Origin of the sequence: Clostridium sulfidigenes (genome assembly GCF_052067195.1) — a bacterium.
In the GTDB taxonomy this organism is placed as follows: Bacteria; Bacillota; Clostridia; order Clostridiales; family Clostridiaceae; genus Clostridium_J; species Clostridium_J sulfidigenes.
On the sequence record NZ_JBQHQR010000002.1, the window covers coordinates 222,879 to 248,786 of the forward strand.

General features: G+C 29.1%; 21 protein-coding genes and 1 CRISPR repeat array. Of the genes, 6 read left to right on the forward strand and 15 right to left on the reverse strand.

The features are described 5' to 3' along the window. Positions 1-103: 103 nt before the first annotated feature. The 4 genes from ACTNBA_RS02920 to ACTNBA_RS02935 all read right to left on the reverse strand — a co-directional run bounded on the left by ACTNBA_RS02920 (position 104) and on the right by ACTNBA_RS02935 (position 3,996). Entirely contained in the window at positions 104-571 is a 468-nt protein-coding gene (locus tag ACTNBA_RS02920; protein ID WP_441072440.1) for an NUDIX hydrolase, read from the reverse strand. A gap of 289 nt (positions 572-860) precedes the next feature. Next, positions 861-1,676 carry a hypothetical protein gene (locus ACTNBA_RS02925; RefSeq protein ID WP_441072442.1) on the reverse strand — a complete coding sequence of 272 codons (816 nt, stop codon included), beginning with the start codon at positions 1,674-1,676 and terminating at the stop codon, positions 861-863. Positions 1,677-1,889: 213 nt separating this feature from the next. Further along, a complete protein-coding gene (gene tsaD / locus ACTNBA_RS02930; RefSeq protein ID WP_441072444.1) occupies positions 1,890-2,930 on the reverse strand; it encodes a tRNA (adenosine(37)-N6)-threonylcarbamoyltransferase complex transferase subunit TsaD in 1,041 nt (346 codons plus the stop codon). A gap of 184 nt (positions 2,931-3,114) precedes the next feature. After that, entirely contained in the window at positions 3,115-3,996 is an 882-nt protein-coding gene (locus ACTNBA_RS02935) for a LysR family transcriptional regulator (protein WP_441072446.1), read from the reverse strand. 114 nt (positions 3,997-4,110) lie between these two features. Between ACTNBA_RS02935 and ACTNBA_RS02940 the strand changes: the two genes are divergently transcribed. The 3 genes from ACTNBA_RS02940 to ACTNBA_RS02950 all read left to right on the forward strand — a co-directional run bounded on the left by ACTNBA_RS02940 (position 4,111) and on the right by ACTNBA_RS02950 (position 6,045). Further along, positions 4,111-4,674 carry a chromate transporter gene (locus tag ACTNBA_RS02940; RefSeq protein ID WP_441072448.1) on the forward strand — a complete coding sequence of 188 codons (564 nt, stop codon included), beginning with the start codon at positions 4,111-4,113 and terminating at the stop codon, positions 4,672-4,674. Positions 4,675-4,685: 11 nt separating this feature from the next. Next, positions 4,686-5,243 carry a chromate transporter gene (locus tag ACTNBA_RS02945; RefSeq protein WP_441072450.1) on the forward strand — a complete coding sequence of 186 codons (558 nt, stop codon included), beginning with the start codon at positions 4,686-4,688 and terminating at the stop codon, positions 5,241-5,243. A gap of 133 nt (positions 5,244-5,376) precedes the next feature. After that, positions 5,377-6,045 (forward strand): RusA family crossover junction endodeoxyribonuclease, encoded by a 669-nt coding sequence (locus ACTNBA_RS02950; RefSeq protein WP_441072452.1) that lies wholly within the window; start codon positions 5,377-5,379, stop codon positions 6,043-6,045. A 111-nt stretch (positions 6,046-6,156) separates the two neighbouring features. Here the strand turns inward: ACTNBA_RS02950 and ACTNBA_RS02955 are convergent, their stop codons facing one another. The 3 genes from ACTNBA_RS02955 to ACTNBA_RS02965 form a co-directional block, all read right to left on the reverse strand. Next, positions 6,157-7,080: a hypothetical protein gene (locus tag ACTNBA_RS02955; RefSeq protein WP_441072454.1), complete on the reverse strand. Its 924-nt coding sequence runs from the start codon at positions 7,078-7,080 to the stop codon at positions 6,157-6,159. Then, complete coding sequence (locus tag ACTNBA_RS02960; protein ID WP_441072456.1) at positions 7,080-7,475, reverse strand: hypothetical protein; 396 nt, start codon at positions 7,473-7,475, stop codon at positions 7,080-7,082. The genes ACTNBA_RS02955 and ACTNBA_RS02960 overlap by 1 nt, the downstream gene beginning before the upstream one ends. Positions 7,476-7,564: 89 nt before the next feature. After that, on the reverse strand, positions 7,565-8,407 hold the full coding sequence (locus ACTNBA_RS02965; protein ID WP_441072458.1) for a class I SAM-dependent methyltransferase: 843 nt from the start codon (positions 8,405-8,407) through the stop codon (positions 7,565-7,567). A 281-nt stretch (positions 8,408-8,688) separates the two neighbouring features. Here ACTNBA_RS02965 and ACTNBA_RS02970 point away from each other — a divergent pair, with 281 nt between their 5' ends. After that, positions 8,689-8,958 (forward strand): hypothetical protein, encoded by a 270-nt coding sequence (locus tag ACTNBA_RS02970; RefSeq protein WP_441072460.1) that lies wholly within the window; start codon positions 8,689-8,691, stop codon positions 8,956-8,958. A gap of 152 nt (positions 8,959-9,110) precedes the next feature. Here the strand turns inward: ACTNBA_RS02970 and ACTNBA_RS02975 are convergent, their stop codons facing one another. Beyond that, positions 9,111-9,326, reverse strand: coding sequence for a cation transporter (locus ACTNBA_RS02975; RefSeq protein ID WP_150844596.1), 216 nt, complete (start codon positions 9,324-9,326; stop codon positions 9,111-9,113). 253 nt (positions 9,327-9,579) lie between these two features. Here ACTNBA_RS02975 and ACTNBA_RS02980 point away from each other — a divergent pair, with 253 nt between their 5' ends. Then, positions 9,580-10,602 carry a branched-chain amino acid aminotransferase gene (locus ACTNBA_RS02980; protein ID WP_441072462.1) on the forward strand — a complete coding sequence of 341 codons (1,023 nt, stop codon included), beginning with the start codon at positions 9,580-9,582 and terminating at the stop codon, positions 10,600-10,602. A 159-nt stretch (positions 10,603-10,761) separates the two neighbouring features. Continuing rightward, positions 10,762-10,992, forward strand: a complete 231-nt coding sequence (locus tag ACTNBA_RS02985) for a BhlA/UviB family holin-like peptide (protein WP_441072464.1) — start codon at positions 10,762-10,764, stop codon at positions 10,990-10,992. Between the two features lie 233 nt (positions 10,993-11,225). On the opposite strand, the gene ACTNBA_RS02990 is transcribed toward ACTNBA_RS02985, so the two are convergent. From ACTNBA_RS02990 to ACTNBA_RS03020, 7 genes are all read right to left on the reverse strand, one after another. Continuing rightward, complete coding sequence (locus tag ACTNBA_RS02990) at positions 11,226-12,335, reverse strand: hypothetical protein (protein WP_441072466.1); 1,110 nt, start codon at positions 12,333-12,335, stop codon at positions 11,226-11,228. Positions 12,336-12,479: 144 nt separating this feature from the next. Further along, positions 12,480-19,617: a CRISPR direct-repeat array (repeat unit 30 nt; unit sequence ATTTAAATACATCTCATGTTAATGTTAATC). 173 nt (positions 19,618-19,790) lie between these two features. Further along, positions 19,791-20,081 (reverse strand): CRISPR-associated endonuclease Cas2, encoded by a 291-nt coding sequence (cas2, locus tag ACTNBA_RS02995; RefSeq protein WP_343825127.1) that lies wholly within the window; start codon positions 20,079-20,081, stop codon positions 19,791-19,793. Between the two features lies 1 nt (position 20,082). Further along, complete coding sequence (cas1b, locus tag ACTNBA_RS03000) at positions 20,083-21,081, reverse strand: type I-B CRISPR-associated endonuclease Cas1b (protein WP_441072468.1); 999 nt, start codon at positions 21,079-21,081, stop codon at positions 20,083-20,085. 9 nt (positions 21,082-21,090) lie between these two features. Then, the gene (gene cas4 / locus ACTNBA_RS03005; protein ID WP_441072470.1) at positions 21,091-21,585 is read right to left on the reverse strand and encodes a CRISPR-associated protein Cas4; all 495 of its coding nucleotides are present in this window, start codon (positions 21,583-21,585) and stop codon (positions 21,091-21,093) included. Between the two features lie 9 nt (positions 21,586-21,594). Then, entirely contained in the window at positions 21,595-24,147 is a 2,553-nt protein-coding gene (cas3, locus tag ACTNBA_RS03010) for a CRISPR-associated helicase Cas3' (protein ID WP_441072472.1), read from the reverse strand. A gap of 39 nt (positions 24,148-24,186) precedes the next feature. Beyond that, on the reverse strand, positions 24,187-24,954 hold the full coding sequence (cas5b, locus tag ACTNBA_RS03015) for a type I-B CRISPR-associated protein Cas5b (RefSeq protein WP_441072474.1): 768 nt from the start codon (positions 24,952-24,954) through the stop codon (positions 24,187-24,189). A 3-nt stretch (positions 24,955-24,957) separates the two neighbouring features. After that, positions 24,958-25,908, reverse strand: a complete 951-nt coding sequence (locus tag ACTNBA_RS03020; protein WP_441072476.1) for a type I CRISPR-associated protein Cas7 — start codon at positions 25,906-25,908, stop codon at positions 24,958-24,960.

Sequence of the window (25,908 nt, forward strand, 5' to 3'; positions counted from 1 at the left end):
ACTAATTTTTTCTATTTAAAAATTTTAATCTCAATAATATAAATTGGAATTTATCTAACTGTGAAATATAATCTTAATCTGTTGCAACATGATACAATTGTCATCAAAGTAAATTCATCTTTATTTTGTTATCTAATTCCCACAAGGTTATCTTATTACTTTCAAATTTCAATAATTCAACTGCTGTATCATAATTAACCCATCTATATTCTTTATGTTCATCAGATATTTGAATATTATTGTTTCTAACATGAACAGCAAATTTATACTCTGGGATTACAAGGCAATCCATTCCCCATTTTTTGCGTCTTTCCATTGAAAAACAATTCGTTGGTACATAACTGATACTTTCCAATTGGTGAAATATATCATTTTCTTTTATACCAGTTTCTTCCCATGTTTCTCTTATCGCTGCTTCCAACGGCTTTTCATCATTTTCACCACCACCAGCCACAAACTGCCAGAAATCTTCATTGTCTTCTGCATCGGCTCTATTGAATATACAATATTTTATTTCCTCTTCATTTTTAATATACGGAATTATTAAAACTTGCATTTTTGCTCTTGACATTTACTATCCCCCCTATAAATCCCTATTTATGTTTACTTAAAATTTATTATAAAATATTTTGTAAATATGTTATTACTTATTATACAGTACTTTTAGACATAAAAATAGCCTTAGGCAAGTTATGTCAATGCCTAAGACTAAAAATCACATTTACTTATGATATAATTCTCCATTACAACTCCAACGGAGGTTTTTTGTATCATTGAACTTCACTATATCTCCTATAACTCATTATCTATATCTTGATATATTAAGTTCCTTTACTCTGACTTAATCATAATATACCTCTTTATTTGCCATTTGCATTAATAACAAATCGCCATTTTAAGCTATAAGCACAAATCCAAGTCCCCTCATAATCAGTATCAATCTGTTCCAACTCATCATCACAGAAGAATATTGAAGCATCTCTTAAAATTATGGATGCTCCAAATATATCACCAAAATAATTATCTGCTGGAGGCCTTAGATTCATAGCTGTTACACCTTCAAAAATCATTTCGATATTGTTGCTTATTTGGCTATCTACTTTAACCATTACCTTTCTCAACTGTGTAAAACCCATACTTTTTTTTGAATCAACATAACCCCCACTAACATAGTTAATTTCATTAATAATAGAATCATGAAAATAGCATGTCTGATTCATCAATATATCCACATCATCTTGCGTCTCAACATAATGCCATTCTGTATCTCCTATATCACTATATAAGTTGTTCTCAAAAATACTACCTGTTAATGGAATCAGGTTATCTTGTAATAGCCTAACCAAAGTATCACTGTCATCCCATAGCCATGAAAAACCTATGTATTCAAAAAATCTAATATTCGAATCTAATATTCCCTTATATCCACCTAGCTGTTCATCTACAGATTGTGATTTTTTATAAATCCATTCGCATGGTCTATCTAAAGTAATTGAATTTACAAGTACCACAAGTTTATTATCCGTCTTATCCAAATAATCATAAAACATTAGGTTGCTTCCCATATCTTCAGGAGTCAAAACTAATAGCTTTTCATAATATCCTGAGTTGATTATTGCATAAACTTCAGATTTAAAATAAGTATCCCTCTCTTTATCATAAACACGTACCCTCATCTAAATACCCCCTAAATAAATAGATCTCACTCTTCTATATTTCTTATTGTAGAATGGTTTATCACAATTGTATATAAAAAACATAATTCCAGGGATGCTTTATTAAATATAACTAAAATAGCCTTAACCACAAATTTCAATGGTTAAGGCTGAAAACCTCACTTACTTACGATACGTTTCAACATATGAAATCCTAAATTTAAATCTTTGCGTCTATCTTTGTCCTAACTTCAAGTTTGGTACTGCATTTAGTGTTAAATCTGCAATTCTACCAGCTTTATACTCGTAATAAGCAGCACTTCCAATCATAGCTGCATTATCTGTACATAAAATTGGTGCTGGGAATAAAACTTTTATCCCTTCCTTTTCTCCTCTTTCCATAAGCTTTGCTCTAAGATAAGAGTTAGATGCAACGCCTCCAGATATAGCTATTTTATCTACTTCTTTCTCTTTGCAAGCCTTCATAGCATTATCTACTAATACATCTACCACAGCCTTTTGGAAGGAAGCCGCTACATCAGCTTGATTATAGCTCTCACCCTTCATTTGAAGAGAGTTTAAGTAGTTAAGTACTGCTGATTTAACTCCACTAAAGGAGAAATCTAGTGTCTTATCGTGGAAATTTGCCCTTGGAAACTTAATGGCATTCTCATTCCCCTCTTTCGCAATCTTATCAATTTTAGGTCCTCCAGGATATCCAAGTCCAATAGCTCTAGCCACTTTATCATAGGCTTCTCCTGCTGCATCATCTCTAGTTTCCCCTAGAACCTGAAAGCTACCATAATCCTTCATATGAACAATAAAGGTATGCCCTCCTGATACTACTAAAGTAATAAAAGGTGGTTTTAGATCCTTATGCTCAATAAAATTAGCACTTATATGACCTTCAATATGATTTACTCCTATAAGTGGAATATTTAATCCATAAGCCAAAGCCTTAGCATATTGAAGCCCCACAAGTAAAGCTCCCACAAGCCCTGGCCCATAGGTAACACCCACTGCATCTATATCTTGAAAAGTCAGATTTGCTTCTCTAAGTGCTTCTTCCACCACAGCGCTAATGGCTTCTATATGCATTCTTGAAGCTACCTCTGGTACAACTCCACCAAATTTTTTGTGTATATCAATTTGAGAAGCTATAACATTAGATAAAACTTCTCTTCCATTCACTACTACTGAAGCTGCTGTTTCATCACAACTTGACTCTATAGCAAGTATTTTAAAATTTTCTTTTACTTCATTTGCTTCTTTCATATTTTTCACCTACTTTTAAATAATTTACACACTATGAAAGTTTATATTAAAAGTTTACCCTTAAGGTACTAACTTAAACTTATCCACATGCTAAAATAATATATCCACACATTTATACAATTATATCAACAAATGTGAATACTTCATACATTTTATCATTTTTTAAAGAGTAATTACATATCTTTTACTTAATTCTTATGCAACAATCAATTAACCACTTCATTGGCTTGGATAGATACTTGTCTCGATGATAACAAATAGAGTTATAATTGAAAAGCCTAATATCCTTAATAGATAATTTTACTATATCCCCTTCTTTAATTTGCTGCATAACAAGTAAGTCTGGAAGAACACTTATGCCAAAATCACACTTTACAGCCTGAATAATCGCTTGTGAATTTACACTTGTCATCAAAGGCTCCACGTAAATATGATTAAGTAATAAAGCACTATCAAGAGTATCTCTTATGGCAGACCCCTTTTCCCTAAGTAGTAGAGGTTGTGCTGTAAACTCCTCAACCGTAATTTCAGACCTTATACTCTTAGCAAAATCATGATTAGAGGAACATATCACTGACATTTCATAAGAAGAAACCTCATGACTAACCAATTGTTTATTATGAATAGCTCCCTCCATTAGTGCAATATCTATTTCGTTATTTAATAGTTTTTCTTCAATATTAGCAGCACTATCCACTTGAATCTTTAATGGTGTTCTTTCATATTTTTGCCTCCACTCTTTAATCCATTTCTGAAGCCAGAAATTAGCTATAGTAATACTAGATCCAATTCGAATAGTTACTAATTCTTCTTGATCTTTAAACCCATTCTCTAAATCCTCATGAAGTTCAATTATTCGCACCACTTTATGTAGTAGTATTTCACCAGTTCCTGTAAGATAGATTTTCCTCCCGATCCGTTCGAAAAGTTTTCCACCTATCTCCGCTTCTAAATCACTTATAACATGTGAAATCGCTGGTTGAGTCATATATAACTTTTTTGCTGTCTTCGTAAAGCTTAACTCTTCACATACTTCTTTAAAAATATGCATTTGTCTCAAATTCATAGTAACCCTCACCCATTTGCATTACTTTTTAGTAATGTATTTCATAAAATATTATCATTTTATTTATATATATACAAGTAATATAATTGTGTATGTTGGAGAAAGGGGGATTCCATGAATTATCTAAATAAGAATTCAAAATATAAAACTTGCCTTTGGCTTTTTGGAGTTAACTTCTTCATTAGTGCCTTTACCTTTGGAGGAGGTTATGTAGTAATTCCTATGATTCGTAAATATTTTGTAGAGAAAAAACAATACTTTGGTGAGGAAGAGTTACTAGATATGGCAGCAATAGCTCAGTCTTCTCCTGGAGCCATAGCTGTAAATCTATCAGTATTATCTGGATATCGCATAGCTGGCTTTTTAGGTGCTGTTATCAGCTGTATTTCTGCTGTCCTTCCTCCACTTATAATACTATCTTTAATTTCTACCTGCTATGGCTTTTTCCGTGATAATGCCACTATTTCATCTATATTAAAGGGAATGGAAGCGGGAGTTGCCGCTTTGATTATAGATTTAGTAGTAACCATGATTCAGACTGTTACAAAAGAAAAAAATGCTTTACTCTCTTTAATGATTCCTGTAGTTTTCATAGCTAGTTTTATTTTTAATATAAACGTTATGGTTATTCTAGTAAGTTGCGTTATCTTTTGTCTCATTTTTAAAAATAAATTTTAGGAGGAAGGTTTATGTATAACTCTATTTTTAAGCTTTTTCTTAGCTTTTTACAAATAGGCTTCTTTAGTATAGGAGGTGGATATGCAACTATTCCTTTAATCCAAGAGCAAGTAGTAGAGAAACATGCCTGGCTTACTATGCAAAAATTCACGGATATTATTACCATATCTCAAATGACTCCTGGTCCCTTAGCCGTTAATACTTCCACCTTCGTAGGAATTCAAATTAGTGGAATTTCCGGTGCCATTGTAGCTACCTTAGGATGTATTATCTCAGGCTTCTTCATCTCACTTTTTTTATATAAATTTTTTCAGAGTCATGATGAGTCTAAAAATATTTCAAATATTTTAAAAGGACTTCGTTCAGCTTCCATAGGACTTATTGCTTCTTCTGCTGGTACTATACTAATGCTTTCCTTCCTAGGAACTTCAACATGGAAGTTGGTAGAAATGAGTCTTCAAATAAAACCTATAATTATTTTTGTAGTATGCCTCTTTCTACTTAGAAAAACTAAAGTAAATCCAATGGAAGCGATGATACTCTCAGGTATTGCAGGAATACTATTTTAAATTATATAAAATAATCTGACCTTTACCTAAAGTATTTTATTCTTATTCAAACATAAGTTCCTGTGTTATAATATACTTACTAAAGTTATTTATATCAGCAATTAATCACACAATCATAGAAAGAGGAATTAAAATGAAAGATATTAACTATGCTAAAGTTGTGGTAAAGGGATCACCAATTTCTAAATCTAACTTTAAACTTTTCAATAGCAGTAACAGAGCTATTCTACCATATAACTCTGGAAAATATCATGATAGATATGCACTATACGAGGAAGAAATAGCCTACGAATGTAGGGTTCAAAATCCAAGTGTAACCTTAACAGAGGCACTTATAGCTGTCCTTAAGGTTTATTATAAAAGTGAAAAACGTCATCCAGACACAAACAACATAACAAAAAGTATTTTAGATGGTGTTGAAAAAAGTGGCCTTATCATAAATGATGCTCAAGTAAGAAGACTTATTATAGAAGAATTTTACGATAAAGAAAACCCTAGATTTGAACTAGAACTCTTTGGGGAAAGTTCCTATGCCATGGATTATAAAATAGTTAAGCTAGAAGAACAACAGCCCATAATAAATTATGAACCTCCTAGTAACAAAAAAAATAAAACCTTAGATAGCTATAGTGCCTCAGGTTTATGCAAAGAGTTTTCCCCTGGAGATAACAATCTATCTTCCAGTAAAGGCTCTAAACAAATCTGTGAACTTTGTCTAAAGGAAGTTTCCAAAGATAATATCATGTCCTGCAATAAAGGAAAAACTCTAATATGTAAAAGTTGCTTTAAAAAACTATTCTAAAAAAAACACAAGGAATTTAAAGTAATAAATTTATTTAAACAAAGATTGAGCATGTCCTTATAATTATTAAGTACATGCTCAACCTTTTATAATTTACAAAAGCCACAAATTTTAAATAGTTCTTCCATTAATGAGAACTACTCGTTTAGAGAACATGCCATGAACAACTTTAGCCTCTTCTCCCCGAGATATAAAAGGATAATTATAAGTTCTATAGGCAATTTCTCTTTTATTTTTAAAGTCAGTAACATATACGGTCCAATACTGGCTTCTATTTCTGCTCTCCTGTGATTCTGTCACCCCAGTGCATACACCTATTAAAGATGTATATAATCCTAAGATATACTCTATAAGAGAAAAAATTTCTCTTATAACAATTATAAAAAATATAACCTCAAATATATCAGTTATTTTACTTTCTATTAGGGTATACGTAAATATAACCATAACAACAATATTATATAATCCAAGACTCCTTTTACTAAATGGTACCCTTTCAAAAGGCATAAACCAAGGTTTAAATCTCCAAAATATACTACTACCTTCCACAGGGTAATCCGTACCGTTTACTGCTGCTCGCCACTTCATTTGATGGTCATTCAACCCCAACACTATAATTTTCTCTGTAATAAATATTAGGTTCACATAGATTCCTAGCATTATAAAAGCGGCAACAATAAAATATGACTTCTTTATTATAAGTGCAGAAAAAAGAATATATAAAATGAAGAAAATAGTACCCAATTTCATTAATTTCATTTTAGATCTCATCTCATCCTTAGCTTCTTGGGATAAATCCTTAGCTCTATTTATTGCACTTGCAATAGCAGTAGCCACAAAAGGCAAAGTGAAAAATTCAACATAATTTTTTATATTTATTTCTTCGATTATACTAATTTCATATCCTAAATCTTGAATAATATTAACATCATACCCAAAATGCCGAAGTACAAGTACTATATTAATTACAATACTTATTAACAACATACATACTGAAAAATTTCTTACGGACTTCAAACCACGTTGATCTAACATTAATTCTGCTCCTTCCCTGCAAAAGATCTAGTTTCTATCAAAAGCCAACCTAAAGCAGCTCCTAAGCCTATAGGAAAACCTCTAAGTAAATCTTTCTTCAAAGGCCTAAAAAAATAATCAAGACCATAAAGTAAAACAGTATATAAAATAGCTAACACAATAAACTTAAGTAATATTTTTCTTGCTTCACTCCATGTTAACTTTCTTAAATTTATAATACCAATAATAATTTCATAAATAACAAAAATTAAAAGACAAATTACATATCCAACTATAAACTTAAAAGAAATGTCACTGTCTATATCCTTATATATTATAAAAAATATCACTCCAGTTGCAATTACTAGTAATGCAAAAAATACACCTTCAAAAATATTTATCTTGCTTTTCTTCATTTTAATACTCCTAACAATAATTTCCTAAAAATTTCCTTGGGGTCAGACCCCCTTACATTTTATTCCTGGGGGTCTGACCCCATAACATTTTATTCCATCTTAACGCCTCTAGCTAATAAAAACTCTCCGTTATCAGCTAAAGTTCTCTTACAATAAGACTTAAGCTCCATTTCAAGTAAAGTCTCCCAAGCTATCTTATCTTTCTCAATGTCATTTACAGCTTTCCTAAACCCACTAGATATACAAGGACTTCCGCCTAAGGTTATATTCTCTAATCCACAAGTTGATAGCAAAGCCTCTAACTCTTCTGCTTCAAAGAAATGTCTTTCAGGATGAGACACTAACTCATGTTTTGGCAAATTACCAGTTTCTACAACTTCAGGTATATACCAATAATTTGGTTTTCCAAAGAAGGATACATAATCAAAATCCTCCCTACCTAATTGTGTTCTTATCACTCCCCATTTACTATTTACACTAACTAGAACTTGTCCACCTGGTTTCGTAACTCTAACCAGCTCCCTAACAGCCTTTTCCACATTCCCTAAAAGATAATTAAGAGGCGCTCCATAACAAATCACCGTATCAAAGGTATTATCTTCAAGCATTGATAAATCCGCTAAATCTCCATTTATAATCCCATCCATATAAGCCATCAAATTATTTTCCTTTAACTTATCTTCAGCAATTCTTAACTGCTCTGTAGATATATCAAATAAAGTAACTCTATTTTTTAGTTTAGCTAATTCTATACTAAATCTCCCTGCTCCACAGCCAGCATCTAAAACCTTTTTGCCTTCTCCTATACAGTCCTTAAGAAAATCCATGTGAAGATAATAATTAATCCTATCATAAGGTGTAAGCTCTAACCTCTGCCATTCTCTCTCACCATAGTTGTTATAAAAACTTTTAATATCATTTGGATTGTACATTAATATCCCTCCATGTCTTCTTAAAATAATACTGATATATTATTCTTCAATATATACCATAATACCTTTTTATTTACATTGTAATTTTTGTTATGGGGTCAGACCCCCTTACATTTTATTCCTGGGGGTCTGACCCCATAACATTTTATTCCATAGATTTTACCCACCCTAAAGAATGTTCCCTTGATTAAATTCATTGATAAAGCAAGTCATTATAGGAAATACTAATTACGATTTACAATACAATAGACTTTTTAATAAAATAATGGAGGAAAAAACCTATGGAAAACCTTGAAAGAGCAATTGACAGAATAAAAATACTTGAGTGTCCTACTGGAGACTTAGAAAATCGAGTTGCAGATATTCTTGAGGATTATAAGGTTGCGGATAAAAATAAAATAACTATAAATAGAGCCGAACAATTAGATGTAAATGGTGCTGAAGCTTATAGTGCTAAAATTTCAAGCAATTCGCCACAGTCTATCACTATACTAGCAAAGTCAGGCATGGATGATTATGTAGCTAAAGTAATTGATGTGTCTATAAGTTAAGTTGCAGTAATACGTAAAGCCTGTTAAAACTTTCTTTTAAATTAAGATGCCTTATATTAACTTATTAAGAATATGCTAAATAAAAAATGCTTTTGCTAAACTTTAAGCAAAAGCATTTTTAAAGGTAAAGGGTATTCCATTACTTTTTTAAACTAAGCTTGCTCTATTTTTTCTACTATATAACCTGCATCTTCAATGGCACACTTCATTTCTTTATCATTAACAGAATCTGTTCCATCAACCACTACTATTTGAGATTTTAGGTGTACATCCACATTATCAATCCCATGAACTCCTTGTAATGCTGTTTTAACATTGGTAACACACTTTCCACAAGTCATACCTTCAACGGTTAATCTTTTTTTCATTTCTAATTTCTCCTTTCGTTAATATACATATAGTATTAATATAATCATGAAAAATTATTGATAAAATATTTAAAAGTGTTAGTATAGTATTATAGGCACATAATTCTAAATTTTTTAAACATAAAAAAGTATACGATTTCATTTACATAATTTCATTTGCAAGTATATGATTTCATTAAAAATTAAGGATTATGTTAACTACACATTAAAAAATCAAATAAAAAAGTTAATTTTATTAGGGGGAGATTTGGTAATGGAAAAAGAATTCAATTGGAAAGAATTAGGGTTTGATTACCTAAAGGCAGATTTTAATTTTATTTCTCATTATAAAGATGGACAATGGGATGAAGGAAACTTAGTTGAAGATGATAAAATAACAATTAGCCAAGGTTCAACATGCTTGCATTATGGACAACAATGTTTTGAAGGTTTAAAAGCATATACTCATAAAGATGGAAAAGTATGCTTATTCAGACCTGATCAAAATGCTAAAAGATTAAATGAAAGCTGTAGAAGAGTTTTAATGCCAGAAGTACCAGTAGAATTCTTCTTAGATGCTTGCAGAAGAATTGTTAAAGCAAATAAAAGACTTATCCCACCATATGGAAGTGGAGCAACACTATATCTTAGACCTTACGTAATAGGCGTAGGTGACAATGTAGGTGTTCGTCCTGCTAGGGAATATATATTTGGAATCTTTGTTACACCAGTTGGACCATACTTCAAAGGTGGAATGGCTCCAGTTAACTTCATAACTTCTGACTTTGACAGAGCTGCTCCTATGGGAACTGGTGCTGCTAAAGTTGGTGGTAACTATGCTGGAAGCTTATTACCTCATGCAGAAGCTGTTAAAGCAGGTTTTGCTGATTGTATCTATTTAGATCCAGCAACTCATACAAAAATAGAAGAAGTAGGTGCTGCAAACTTCTTTGGAATAACTAAAGATGGTGCCTTTGTTACACCTAAATCTCCATCTATACTACCAAGTATAACTAAGAGATCTCTATTATACTTAGCTGAGCATAACTTAGGTATGAAGGTAGAAGAAAGAGACGTATTAATAGATAACTTAGGTGAATTTGCAGAAGCTGGAGCTTGCGGTACTGCAGCTGTAATCACTCCAATCGGAGCAATCCAACATAAAGAAAACAAACACGTTTTCCATAGTGAAACAGAAGTTGGCCCAGTAACTAGAAAACTTTATGAAACTTTACTAGGAATTCAAGCTGGCGATATAGAAGCACCAGAAGGATGGATATTCAACGTAGAAGTTTAATATAATATTTAAGGCTCATCATAAGAAATTATGGTGAGCCTTTCTTTAGGTAATTGCATTAATAAACACATCTGCATATATAGTAATAAGGGATATTTTAAGCATGAGTAAAAGTTCAAATATTATCCTAACTATAACTATGGGGGGGTGTTGAAATTAATGGAAGGTGAAATATTGAAAATAGCAATGTCTCAAGGAATATGGGCAGTGCTCAGCATATTTCTAATATTCTATATATTAAAAGCTCAAGAAAAAAGAGATGAAAAGCAAGAAGAAAGAGAAAAGAACTACCAGGAGATAATAGCAAAAATAACAGATAAATTAAGCATAATGGAAGATGTAAAAAAGGATGTTGAAGATATAAAACAGCATGTTATAAAGAATAAATAAAGGTAAGCCAATGGCGCTTTAGTGTCATTGGCTTATTTTTTATTGCTCTTACTATTGAGATTAAATCATGTTTAATAATATTTCAACACCCTTTGCTACTACATACATAGCTGCTCCTATTATCATTAATTCCATGCTATCATCTCCTTATAGAATAGATATTTAAAGTTTTTATTTTTACACTAATAGTATGTCCAACTCTTTAAGGATACATTCATATTATTTAAAAATTATTAAAATGCACCATATAATAAATCATCTTGTAACATTAACTTTAATCCTTCAAAGGTAACTTTTTTTATTTCCTTAATTTGTTCATCTAAAGTGTATCTATCTTGAATAATATCTAAAAAAGACTTTCTTAATGCTAATAATCTGTACTTATTTTTGAAACCAGTATGGATTAGATCAAATTCACCACTATTATCCTTTAGTCTTTTTGTTAATTCTTGGAAATTATTAGAATTAACCACAGCAGCTCTATTTTTAACCTCTGAAATATCAACTAATATAACAAAATCAGGTCCCTTTTCCTTATCCAATGGCTCTATTTTATGATCTTTAGGATCAAATATAATTCCTACAAATATCCCAGGATTCCAATTTTCAAATAATTCAATACCGCATCTTCCCCATCTATCATTTTGTCTTTTTCTAATAAAATCTTCCCTTTTAAATATTTCTAAATCACCAACTTCTGCTCTAAGCTCTTCAATAGTAGGTATGTACAAAATCTCTCTAACCTTTTCTAAAAAACTCTGAGCTAAGAAATTTGATAACACTTCTTCAACCTTTATATTCTCATACAATCCAAGACTTTGATCCCTTAAATATTGTATAAGCTGTTCTACTAAAAAATCATTAACAGGATTAAGTTCATCTTTACTTTCCTTAAATTTTTCTAAGAAACCACAAACTTCACCCCATACTAAGGATATATCTGATTTTTGCGTATGTTGTAATTTTGTTCTTGTTACTAAAACAGTATAAAATTCTTCACTTCCTAGTTCACTTGAACATTCCTTATATTTTTTTATTTGATTAATTCCTAAACCACTATCCACCTTATGTTCACATATAAATCCTTTATCTCCAGCTCTAATTAGTAAGTCTATTCTCCCCTTACTAACACTAACTTGAGTATCTAAGGTAACATCTTCTTGGTGATTTATTAAGACATCCTTATCTTTAAATTTACTAACTAAAAACTTGCAATAAGCATTAGCTAATCCATCAACTTCATTTAAAATAAAGGTAAATAACTCCGTAAGATAATCTTCCTTTGAATCCTTTTTAACTGTAGGTGTGTATGATTTAATTTTAGTAAATAAAGAGTTGTTCATTGGCAACCATCCCCTTAATCTTATGATTATTTTCTTACTTTAATATTAACTTATATAACTCATTGATTAAACATTTATATTAATAAAAGTTCAGTTTTAATACCATTCAATTTAACACAACCCCTTAAATAAGTTTAAATTCGTATTTAAATACATCTCATGTTAATGTTAATCATTGCAATAGGGGTAGCATTATATAAAAATTGGGAATTTAAATACATCTCATGTTAATGTTAATCTGATTTACCTTGTGTTTTAAGATATTCTTCATATATTTAAATACATCTCATGTTAATGTTAATCGCTATAGGATTAATTATAAAACAGTTTGAAGGCAAATTTAAATACATCTCATGTTAATGTTAATCCATTATAAAGCTCAGTACACCTTTTTCTCAATTCATTTAAATACATCTCATGTTAATGTTAATCTTTTAGCAGTGCTAAAGGGTTATCAATTTTCTTTATTTAAATACATCTCATGTTAATGTTAATCTATCTATAAAATATTACAAAGATAACTTGTACAAAAATTTAAATACATCTCATGTTAATGTTAATCTTAAAGATTCTCGTTTAGAAATTCGTTTATCTTCATTTAAATACATCTCATGTTAATGTTAATGGAGGGAGGAAGTAAAGAATGAGTCAAATTTCATTACATTTAAATACATCTCATGTTAATGTTAATCCAGGAATCTCAGGATAGGTTGCTAAAGGAAATGTCATTTAAATACATCTCATGTTAATGTTAATCATTAATACAAGATATTTTATTAGAGTGAATCCACTATTTAAATACATCTCATGTTAATGTTAATCGTTCCATCTGGATTTTCTAGTTTTAAAGTAGTTCCATTTAAATACATCTCATGTTAATGTTAATCCACCTTTTGGACCATCTGCTCCTTGTACTCCTTCTATTTAAATACATCTCATGTTAATGTTAATCGTTTAAATTTAAACTTCCAACCTCCAATCCATGTATTTAAATACATCTCATGTTAATGTTAATCTTGCAATAGATGGACTGGAAAATTTATATAATTCTAATTTAAATACATCTCATGTTAATGTTAATCGATTGATAGGGCTTTAAAGCCCTATTTTTTTATCATTTAAATACATCTCATGTTAATGTTAATCATGGCAAGGTACTTATCTATGGTTTTCTAAATGCATAATTTAAATACATCTCATGTTAATGTTAATCGCATCAATTAAAAAGGGAGTTTGGAGTTAGTAGATAATTTAAATACATCTCATGTTAATGTTAATCAGACAGGATAAAAGAAACATACAACAAATGGGGTACATTTAAATACATCTCATGTTAAGGTTAATCTGGAAATATCAAAGAAGAGAATGTTAAATCTGTAGGATTTAAATACATCTCATGTTAAGGTTAATCCATTAAGAACTTTTTAGGGATTAATGAAACAGAAATATTTAAATACATCTCATGTTAAGGTTAATCCTTTAGCAACATAAATATCCTTTAATCCTATATTCCTATTTAAATACATCTCATGTTAAGGTTAATCATTAACTTCTGTGATAAGATTTAAAGGCCTTCCCTCATTTAAATACATCTCATGTTAAGGTTAATCATTGAATTTTCTTGAATTTCATCTGTGGATATTGTATTTAAATACATCTCATGTTAAGGTTAATCCGGATGGCTGACTAGGGTGTAACTCCCGCTAATCATTTAAATACATCTCATGTTAAGGTTAATCATAACTCCTAAAGGTTTATGTATAATTAATCTTAAAATTTAAATACATCTCATGTTAAGGTTAATCAACATAATGCAGATAAAATTTACATTAATGAGCCATTTAAATACATCTCATGTTAAGGTTAATCCTAGCAGTCTTTTCTTGTAGGATAGATTCAGATAAATTTAAATACATCTCATGTTAAGGTTAATCTTTTCATTATAATCTTGTCTTAAATGAATTATATCATTTAAATACATCTCATGTTAAGGTTAATCCTTCTTACCTACTTTTTTTCTTAAAGCTTCTCTTATTTAAATACATCTCATGTTAAGGTTAATCTAATAGCATCTTGTAGAAAACTCTGTATATACCAAATTTAAATACATCTCATGTTAAGGTTAATCTATCCCCTGTTACACTTGCTATAGTGTTGTTAGCGTATTTAAATACATCTCATGTTAAGGTTAATCCTGGATTTGTAAGATTAAATGCATGTCTTATAATCATTTAAATACATCTCATGTTAAGGTTAATCATAGCCTGTTCTTCACTATTAGCACAAATATCAATAATTTAAATACATCTCATGTTAAGGTTAATCGTGATAACATTGATAAAGACTTTTTTAGTATTTCTTATTTAAATACATCTCATGTTAAGGTTAATCCTGCAATCTTCTTTTCCTTGTCCATCTAAATTTGCATTTAAATACATCTCATGTTAAGGTTAATCTTGTACGTTTGTAGTTATAGAATAAGTTGTGAAGTGATTTAAATACATCTCATGTTAAGGTTAATCAATTTATAAAATACAACTGTCGCAACAATCACAAAATTTAAATACATCTCATGTTAAGGTTAATCTTAGCCTTACGTCATCATCCAAAGTTGGTTTGAGTCATTTAAATACATCTCATGTTAAGGTTAATCTGTTTTTGAGTTCCAGGTAATAGATAAAGAAACTGGATTTAAATACATCTCATGTTAAGGTTAATCGCATTTATCCGATACAAAAAGAAAGGTACTGAAATTTAAATACATCTCATGTTAATGTTAATCAAGAGAGTTTGCAACTTCATCCATTTGCTCTTTGGATTTAAATACATCTCATGTTAATGTTAATCCTTGCTGTAGGAACATCAACCATGTTTGTTCCACTATTTAAATACATCTCATGTTAATGTTAATCTGTATTTAATATAGATATCAAGAAGTTGATACATAAATTTAAATACATCTCATGTTAATGTTAATCGATACAACAATAGAAATAATAAGTAATACAGATATATTTAAATACATCTCATGTTAATGTTAATCTTTATGAATCACAATCAGGAGACGAATTATTGATATTTAAATACATCTCATGTTAATGTTAATCCTATTCCTAATCTATCAATTAAAATCCTTCCTATATTTAAATACATCTCATGTTAATGTTAATCCGCCTTTTGTATTTACGGCTGTTTTAGTTGATTTATATTTAAATACATCTCATGTTAATGTTAATCTTTTGAATTTATTAGACAGATAAGACAGCATAGGCAATTTAAATACATCTCATGTTAATGTTAATCTATATACAAAGATTAAATTATGTGCTATGACATAATTTAAATACATCTCATGTTAATGTTAATCGTTAGGTAGGGTTATATATGACTTACAATGCACAAATTTAAATACATCTCATGTTAATGTTAATCACTTATATTGGTATGTATGTAGATAACGTAGCTACATTTAAATACATCTCATGTTAATGTTAATCCTTAGTTATAGATATTTATAATAAAGCAAGACTTGAATTTAAATACATCTCATGTTAATGTTAATCAGTTCCTCCTGTTTGCCACCCTCTACTAAGACCTATTTAAATACATCTCATGTTAATGTTAATCCTGGAACTCTCCAAGTTCCACCCATAACTATAGATATTTAAATACATCTCATGTTAATGTTAATCGTATGATAGGAGAAATTATTTATTGACTTTAATAATTTAAATACATCTCATGTTAATGTTAATCCTCCAAGAGGAAACCAAATTATTTCACCAAAATGTATTTAAATACATCTCATGTTAATGTTAATCGGATCTCCATCGATAGAACCGAAGTTACCTTGTCCAATTTAAATACATCTCATGTTAATGTTAATCTTTCTATTGCTACAACTAATAGAGCCTTTATTAAAATTTAAATACATCTCATGTTAATGTTAATCTTACATCAACTCAGCTAACGGGTTACCTATTACCCTATTTAAATACATCTCATGTTAATGTTAATCTATATAGGTAAAAGATATGTACCAAAAGTAATGGGATTTAAATACATCTCATGTTAATGTTAATCATCATAAGCAATGTAAACATTAACTTCTTTAACAATTTAAATACATCTCATGTTAATGTTAATCAAGTAGAACCTAAAGTTAAAGATAGAGAATATGTATTTAAATACATCTCATGTTAATGTTAATCCTAATGAAAAACTTAATGAAATATACGAAAATGGATTTAAATACATCTCATGTTAATGTTAATCTAAAATCCATAAGCACTAGTAGATATATTTAGGAAATTTAAATACATCTCATGTTAATGTTAATCAGTAAGTCTGGCTGATAGGGGTAAATTGAAACTAGCATTTAAATACATCTCATGTTAATGTTAATCATGGGAAAACTACGGTGAATTTGAATTTCATATGTCATTTAAATACATCTCATGTTAATGTTAATCGTAATATCTTATTTCAAAGCTCTCATTTATTCTTATTTAAATACATCTCATGTTAATGTTAATCTGCCTTTTATTCCACCCCATATTTTAGACCAGTTCCCATTTAAATACATCTCATGTTAATGTTAATCATCATTTCACTAGCCATTTCTGCAGTCAACCTACCTATTTAAATACATCTCATGTTAATGTTAATCAATTTTATCTACTTCCTCTATAGTGAACTTTTTACCATTTAAATACATCTCATGTTAATGTTAATCTTTTTAAGCTAATTCTATCCATATGTCACCTACTTTAATTTAAATACATCTCATGTTAATGTTAATCGTTAATTCAGATAGCATAGCTTTCATGTAAGTTCCATTTAAATACATCTCATGTTAATGTTAATCCTAGTATAGTAAACTTATATTTACCCTTTTCACTATTTAAATACATCTCATGTTAATGTTAATCTTTGCATCTCATAGAACCAAATTCAGTGTTTAATCATTTAAATACATCTCATGTTAATGTTAATCAGTTTACGGTCGGGACAATGCCAAGGCAATACTAAAATTTAAATACATCTCATGTTAATGTTAATCTGTCCATATTTATCCCAATCTTGTTGTAGTTTATAATTTAAATACATCTCATGTTAATGTTAATCCAAGACTATTGAGGTTAGTTTAGAGGATTAAAGATGATTTAAATACATCTCATGTTAATGTTAATCCTTTTAAGATTTTCTTCATTGAAATACATTTCATCATTTAAATACATCTCATGTTAATGTTAATCCATTTGTTACATCATAATTTATATAATCATAGTCGCATTTAAATACATCTCATGTTAATGTTAATCAATATTTTTTTTATCATCATTTCCTCCCCATCTTCTATTTAAATACATCTCATGTTAATGTTAATCAAGTTCCTGTGCCAATATTACTTTCTAAGTCTGCATATTTAAATACATCTCATGTTAATGTTAATCAGGTCAATAGGCGAATTTACAGTTGAATTTGTATGATTTAAATACATCTCATGTTAATGTTAATCTAGGGCTGCAAGAGTTACACTTATTACTGCGATATTATTTAAATACATCTCATGTTAATGTTAATCCATTGCCTAGTACAACTTTTGCAGCTGGACCATCATTTAAATACATCTCATGTTAATGTTAATCAATTTAGAGTTTGTAGGTGTGGTTACAGAAGTTAGATTTAAATACATCTCATGTTAATGTTAATCATTTAAATACTGTTAGATTAGCTTTAACAACCTTATTTAAATACATCTCATGTTAATGTTAATCACACTACAATAGGGATTGAAACTAAAGAAGATTAATTTAAATACATCTCATGTTAATGTTAATCAGTTTAGGAGCATTACAGAAGATGGGGTTAAGCGCATTTAAATACATCTCATGTTAATGTTAATCGCATTGCCTAATCCAAACAATATCTTCAAATGTTAAATTTAAATACATCTCATGTTAATGTTAATCAAAAGCGGACTTGTCATATCCCCTACCAGAACCTATTTAAATACATCTCATGTTAATGTTAATCAGGACAGTCCTTCGCTATGTAGTCTTCTTATATCCATTTAAATACATCTCATGTTAATGTTAATCGATAGACCTATATTTTTAGATATGATTTATGACCCATTTAAATACATCTCATGTTAATGTTAATCAAAGAGATGCTAGATGTGTATAGGGATGTGAAAGAATTTAAATACATCTCATGTTAATGTTAATCATGAAAACTTTAAAAAAGAAATGTGTAAAATTTGAAGGATTTAAATACATCTCATGTTAATGTTAATCGAGCGTGGGATGGACTCAAATAATAACTATATTCTATTTAAATACATCTCATGTTAATGTTAATCATTTCTTCAACTACATAATCAAACTTACTATATATATTTAAATACATCTCATGTTAATGTTAATCGAAATTTCAAAGTCAATAAAGGAAATAGAAGAACTATTTAAATACATCTCATGTTAATGTTAATCGATAATAACTATTGTAGTCATGACACAGAAAGAACTCATTTAAATACATCTCATGTTAATGTTAATCTTTTCAAAAGCAACTAATAGTGCTTTTGGAAATTTATTTAAATACATCTCATGTTAATGTTAATCTCTATCATGTTTTCTAGTGTTGGAATAGATATAGATTTAAATACATCTCATGTTAATGTTAATCACTTTATACAGAGAGTGGTAATTTAGATAATGTTGAATTTAAATACATCTCATGTTAATGTTAATCTAACAAGAGAAGAAAAAATTGCTTTTATAGATAATTATTTAAATACATCTCATGTTAATGTTAATCTATTAAGAAAACCAAAGTCGTTAAAGTTATCCTGATTTAAATACATCTCATGTTAATGTTAATCGGGAATAATTCCCCTTTCCCTTTCCAAAATTATAGAAATTTAAATACATCTCATGTTAATGTTAATCTGCTCTCGTAGAAGCAATAGTAAGTCCTGTAAATATTTAAATACATCTCATGTTAATGTTAATCTGCCCTTGCCGAATGGAATTCTCAAAGAAATTTCTATTTAAATACATCTCATGTTAATGTTAATCAAAGGCAATGAAATCATTTGGGAAAAAAGACTATGCATTTAAATACATCTCATGTTAATGTTAATCTTTGTGTCCTCTACATTATGATCCACAAGGTACACAATTTAAATACATCTCATGTTAATGTTAATCTATTATGCCATTCCATTTCTCATTTTCATTCTTTAATTTAAATACATCTCATGTTAATGTTAATCCATTGTAATTAAGCCATTCTCTAAAATAAATATATTCTAAACTCCTTGTAAAATCAAGGTTCTAAAATATTTTACCAACCAAAATTGTTTTATTGATATATTTTTTTAAAATTAGTATAAGCTATTGAAATCACTAGACTTTTAGAAATTAATACGGTAATTTACCTGGTAAATTATATGATTAGGTCTTCTCCCGTATTATTTCTTTGATTACCCAATATTTCTTCTCCATATACATTGTCATTCATAAGTTTTATTATGCATATGAAGTCCTCATCCTCATCTATTATCTTATTTAAATCTTTTTTTAATAATATCAATTTAGATGGTGTAAGTTCTCCCCTAAAAACAGAGTTTTGAAAGTGTGATAGATATTTTTTACACACCTTAAAAACTTTATTTACCCTTTTCTCATTTACATCATAAAACAAAAATGCATAATTATAATTTAAATTTTTAGCTATATTAAACACCTTCCTTTAGATTAAATGGAGTAAATTCTTTATCCTCCATTATAAACTTTATTAGTTTATAGGCATCTAATTTTATTGCAGTTCTATAACTTACCTTTCTTTTAAGTTTTGGATGAATAAATACACTTTCTAATCTTTCCTCAAAGGCTTTGATAAAAATGTTTTTTCCTTCTTCATTTAATAAGCAATAATTAACTTTTTTATCAAAATGCTTAGATACCTGTAGTTTTTTATTATTAACAAGTTCAAAAATAGTTTTATATACTATAACCGGTTTAAATACTTCACTTAAATCCAAGCTTAAGGAGAATCTTCCTTCTGAAGGTTCATGTAAAAAACTTATCCTTTGATCAAGGTGAGTTCTATAAATTCCAGAAATAGTTTTAGTATAAAGAAGAGAATTACCAAAGGAAATAAGGGCATTTATAGGATTGTCTGGTGGCCTTTTTACTCGTTTATTCAGTATAAAATCTTCTGGCAAAATATTTTTAAACTCTCCATAAAACCTTTGCCATACCTCTCCTTCTACAGCCATGAGTTCTTTTATTCCTGGAGCATTATCTACTCTAACTTTGAAATCACCTCTTATCCAATCAATGGTACCTTTTACTTCTTTTTTATCATGTTTATAATAATGATATAATACTTCACTTATATTTACTCCAATAGTTCTTACTATGGATTTAGCTATAGTAAGTCTATTATTATTAAAAGCTTCTACCTGTTTTATAAGTAGTTTCCCACTATTGTATTTATCCTTTGGATAGAAGGTGCCGCTATACCCTTCATAATAATTAAAAAAGTGAATCACTATGTTATTACTTGAAATAAAGTCTAATAATTTAGTATTAATAGTTACTTCATTTAAACAATATATCTCAGTGGTATTTTCCACTGGAATATAGACATTTTTTCCATCCTTCCTAAAACAAAGAGAATTATCTTTTCTTGTTAACTCTCCCATAGATGTTATATATCGTGTACTCCCCATTTCCTCCTCCTAAATATAACAATACTCATAATAAGCACATTTTTTGCAAGTAGGCTTATTAATTGCACTTGGTATTTCCTCCATATTAATCAAATCTTCTATAGATTTCACTACATTATCTAACTTAATTTCTGATTCTTGATCCAATTCCACATATAAAGTTTTATTTTTGCTTTTGTTCTTTTCAACAAACTCCAACTTTCCTTTTCTATCTATACCTTTTCCTTTTAATACTTTTAGATAAAGTAATAGCTGCCACTTTGATGCTTCTACATCTGCATCTGATTTTTTGACTTCTACTAGATATTCATTAGTTAATTTATCAATCTTTACATTATCTATTGTTAACTCTGTATTTTTCCCTTGTTCTGCCTTTTCTTCATGGATAGCTTTTCCTATCTTTACTACTTCGCTATTATCTTCTAAATTTAATCTATTTCCATGAAGCCAGCATTGCCTCTTACAATGAAAATAATAATTAATCAATGTTCCATTAACTTTCATATCTTTCTCCTATATAAAATCTCCAATACCCGTGGTTAATTTTTCTTTATCTATTTTCCCATCCTTAAAATACTTTTCTCCATCTTCAATATAGTAAAGTTCACCTAGTCTATCATTATATATAATGTCTGATTTCTTTACCTGATATATAAAGTAATTAAGGAGAGCTCTTATTTGTGATAACTTTACTTCCTTCTCAGCGTACTTTAATGAATTATCACTAAGCAACGCCCTATAACTTTTCCAAATTTCTCTTCCATCTAGAATAGTTTTATTTTGTGTTTCTAGCTCTCTAGCAATAAAGACAGAAAGACTCCACATATCATCACTGATAAGTTCCATTCGCTTTTCTATTTTAGGAAAGATTAACTTACCCACTTCATTTTTAAAAAAGTTTTCTAAGTTACTATCACTGAAAGTCTCATTATATTGTTCTCTTATTCCCTTTAATACTGGCTTATAATATTCACTAAAGTTTTTGTTTACTAGAATTTCCTTCATTTCATCATTTAACAGACTATAATCCTTATTTACTCTAACATCATCCTTGTAAATTCCTTTAGTCTCATCATAATTAAAGAAGTAAACTATACCATCCTTTTTACAAGAACGATTAATTCTTCCCATAAACTGTTCATCACTATCCAGCTTTGAAATATCTTTATATCCTATATCCATATCAATATCAACTCCAGCCTCAATAACTTGCGTTGCAACAAGAATTATGTTGGTAGTCTTAGTAACCAATTCTAGAATTCTTTCTCTTTCAATTGCATTATCATCACCTGATATTAGTTCTACTTTGATCTGTATCTCTTCATCATCCTTTAATCTATTATAAAAGTCATAAGCAGATTTTTTCTTAATAAACTCAACTAATATCTTATTTCCTTCTAAACTTTTATTTTTCACATGGCTATATATTTCATCAATGCCCTTATCCATAAGCTCATAATCAACAGTTACTCTGTTTTTAAATAATGGATTACTAAAATATTTTTCTCTATCTTTAATTAAGTTACAGGTATTTGCACTGCTTCCTGTTAAATAATTCAAATCTGGTAATGTAGCTGACATTATAATAACCTTCATGTTTAATATCTTTGCAAATCTCTTTAAGAAAGTAATAATTTCACTCCAGATTATATTTTTATAGCTTTGTATTTCATCTAAAACCACTACACTATTTGCAAGTTGATGAAAGGCAAAAGAAGATTCCTTGGATGAATTAAACATGGTATTAAATAAACTCACATGAGTAGTTAAGATCATAGGATAATTTAAAAATTGCCTATTTAAAAGTGCCTTGGAATAATATTCAATTTTCCCGTCCTCATCCTTATCATCCATTATTTTTTCTTCCATCTTAACAGGAGTTATTGAGTTAATTACTGCAACCTTATTTGTTATCTCACTTTCTTTACCAAAGATTTTTTCCATGGATATCTTATTTTGTTCAACTAATGTATTGAAAGGATACACATAATAAATTTTTCTAAGACTGTTCCTGTCTTCCAAAAGCTTAAAACTTAAGTTTAAAGAAACATTACTCTTGCCACTACCCGTCGGTGCCTCTAAAAAGAATATGTTATTATCAATATTTTTAATTAATTCCATTTCTGCATCTAAAAACATTTCAGTCCTTAAAACATTGATATTCCTCTCCTTTAGTAAATCCTTTGATTTTTCATATCTATTATTCTCATAACTTCTAATGGAATTATATACTTCTGTTTCTTTATATCGATTATAGAATTCATCTATGCCATATATTTCTCCAAAATTCTCTAACTTAGTTCCACTCATAAATTCTGAAGTTGCATAGAAATCACTAGCTACTAAAAGTGAAAATACAAGTTTAACATAGATATAAATATTAATAGAGTTTTCTTCATCCTTCTTATCCATCTTCCCTTTTAAAAATTTAATTATTCCTTTAAACTTTTTAATGACCATCTTATATTCTCTTTTATAGAAATCTATATTATTATTTGAAAAAATTTCAACACATGCCTCAGCTTCATCTCCACTCTCCTCTAAAAATCTATCCAAAAACTTTTCAAAGCTATCTAGACCTCCATGATGACGTGAAATTACATAAGCATTTAAAAATAAATACTCAATGATAATATTTTTACTAACTCTATCCAGTTTTTCAACATCACTGATAAAATAATCAATATATAAAATAGCTGATAAAATTGAATGCTTACTATGCACATCTTGAAACATATTAGTATTTCCTATATTATTTATCATTTTTCTAAGCTGAAAATTTGGATTAATCTTACCTATATCATGGAAGTTAAAAGTATTAATAAGTAGCTTCCTAAATACTTTCTTTCCCTCCTCACTTAAATCTTCTAGGCAATTCTCCTCATAGTTTTCAAATATCTTATCTATATTTTTTGCATTAACTATTTTCTTAAGATACTTATTTACTAGATCAGTATGCTCTTTTAAAGTTTCCTTTTTCTCCTCCTTTAAATGGGCATAAAAAATATATTTATCATTAATCAGCGATGAAATTTCTATTAAATTACAACTATTAAAATATGCCATAAAATCCTCCTATGTTTAAAGGAGGGCTTCCCCTCCTTTTTAAAAGAAAAAAATATTATTATTTTTAACTCGATAAATATCCTTAGACTTTATATCTTCCACATTCATATTACTGTATATAAAACTTTTCATTTCATAGAGATTAGTATCTTTATTTAATGCAAAAGGTAAGCTTTCTAGGTACTTAAATACTTCTTCAGCCTCTTCTTCATTGCCCCACTCTTGTTCAGGTATTGATAATACCACCTCTTCTCTAAAGCAAAGAGAATTAATTTTTTCTACCTTATCTGCTTTAATGCAATCTTCATATAATTCAACCTCAGAAATATTTGCATAGTGATCATTTTTACCTAGATATGGCTGATATACTGCCTTATTATTTAAAATATAATCTGCAACCTTCTCTGCTTCCTCGTTGTCAATAAGTATATAAATATTCCATGATGGATTCTCAAGCCATTGTTCTTTTACAATAAGATTTCCACCCATTTCCTTTGAAGCATATCCTACAGAATTATTAAATACTTGAACTTTTTTATTTATTACTGCACCTTCACAAGTCGGCTCTATAGCAACCTTCAAGCATGCCAGTCTTTCATAAAATTCTGGATATTCATTTTTTATTTCCTTATGGTTACGTTTTTTAAAATCAAATTGATTATATCCACTATATCCAACTACAGCTCCAAGTAACCCAAGTAAGGCCACCTTATGAATATTTCCATAAGTAAAATATAAATAAGTATTTACCTCAGGCTTTTTAAAAAATGCTGTTCTTCCCCATAATCTAAACTTTAAAATTTGCATATTCTACACCTCTTTTTGTGTGAATATATTATATTCCTTAACTCCTTCAATTTCTGATTTAATTATTGTAGTATATGGATTGTAATAAATCTCTACTTTTTCTACTCTATTTTTAAGAGAATTAATTAAATCTGAGCATTTAATTTCAATGGTATTTTTTTCTTCACCTTTAGTAAAAACAATGTACTCAGAAAGATTCGGAAGATATAAATCACTTTCAGTTTCAACAAATAGTGCAAATTCATTTTCACATCCAACTTTTGCATTGGTAGCAAATGATGTAGCTGAAACTAATGCGCCTTCTTTAAACTTCTTATAATCCTCTTCTGTATAACCATCAGTAACTTCTAATTCAACAAATTCCTTGTAGGCTAATGGATTTATAGTAAATGGATAAAAATAATGTGCTTCATTACTAACTATCTTTGTTCCTAAAGTAGAGTTTTTAGCTTCCTCTGAATCTGGTTTTGCATTATCCTTTGAACCATCCCTAAATGGTGAAAGTATCTGCTGCTCTTCTGGATTTGTACCCTCATACTTATTAAAACCTTGACCTATTTGAACAGCTCCTGTAATTGAAATGTTATTTCCTTCTTCTGCAAAGGTAGCTCCAAAATTCTTTACATCTACTGCTTTAAATAAATTAGTTAAAACCTCAGAAGTATTCTTACACTCCTTTAAATCCTTAATTCCAAATAGATATTCATATCTTTCTTTTAAAGATCTAGGAACAACAGTAACTTCTCCTTTTTTACCCTCTGAAATCTTCATAGATTTTATATATAAAACTTTATTACCTTGATTTTCCCACATCTTTTTCATTGGATATTTTAATGCCTTATCACTACCAAAAGTGCTTCCATCAGAAGTTGTCTTTGGATATCCTGTAAAATCAGCATTCCAGTTTGCCATCTTTGAAGAAATTCCAATAACCCCATAAACTCTCTTATCCAT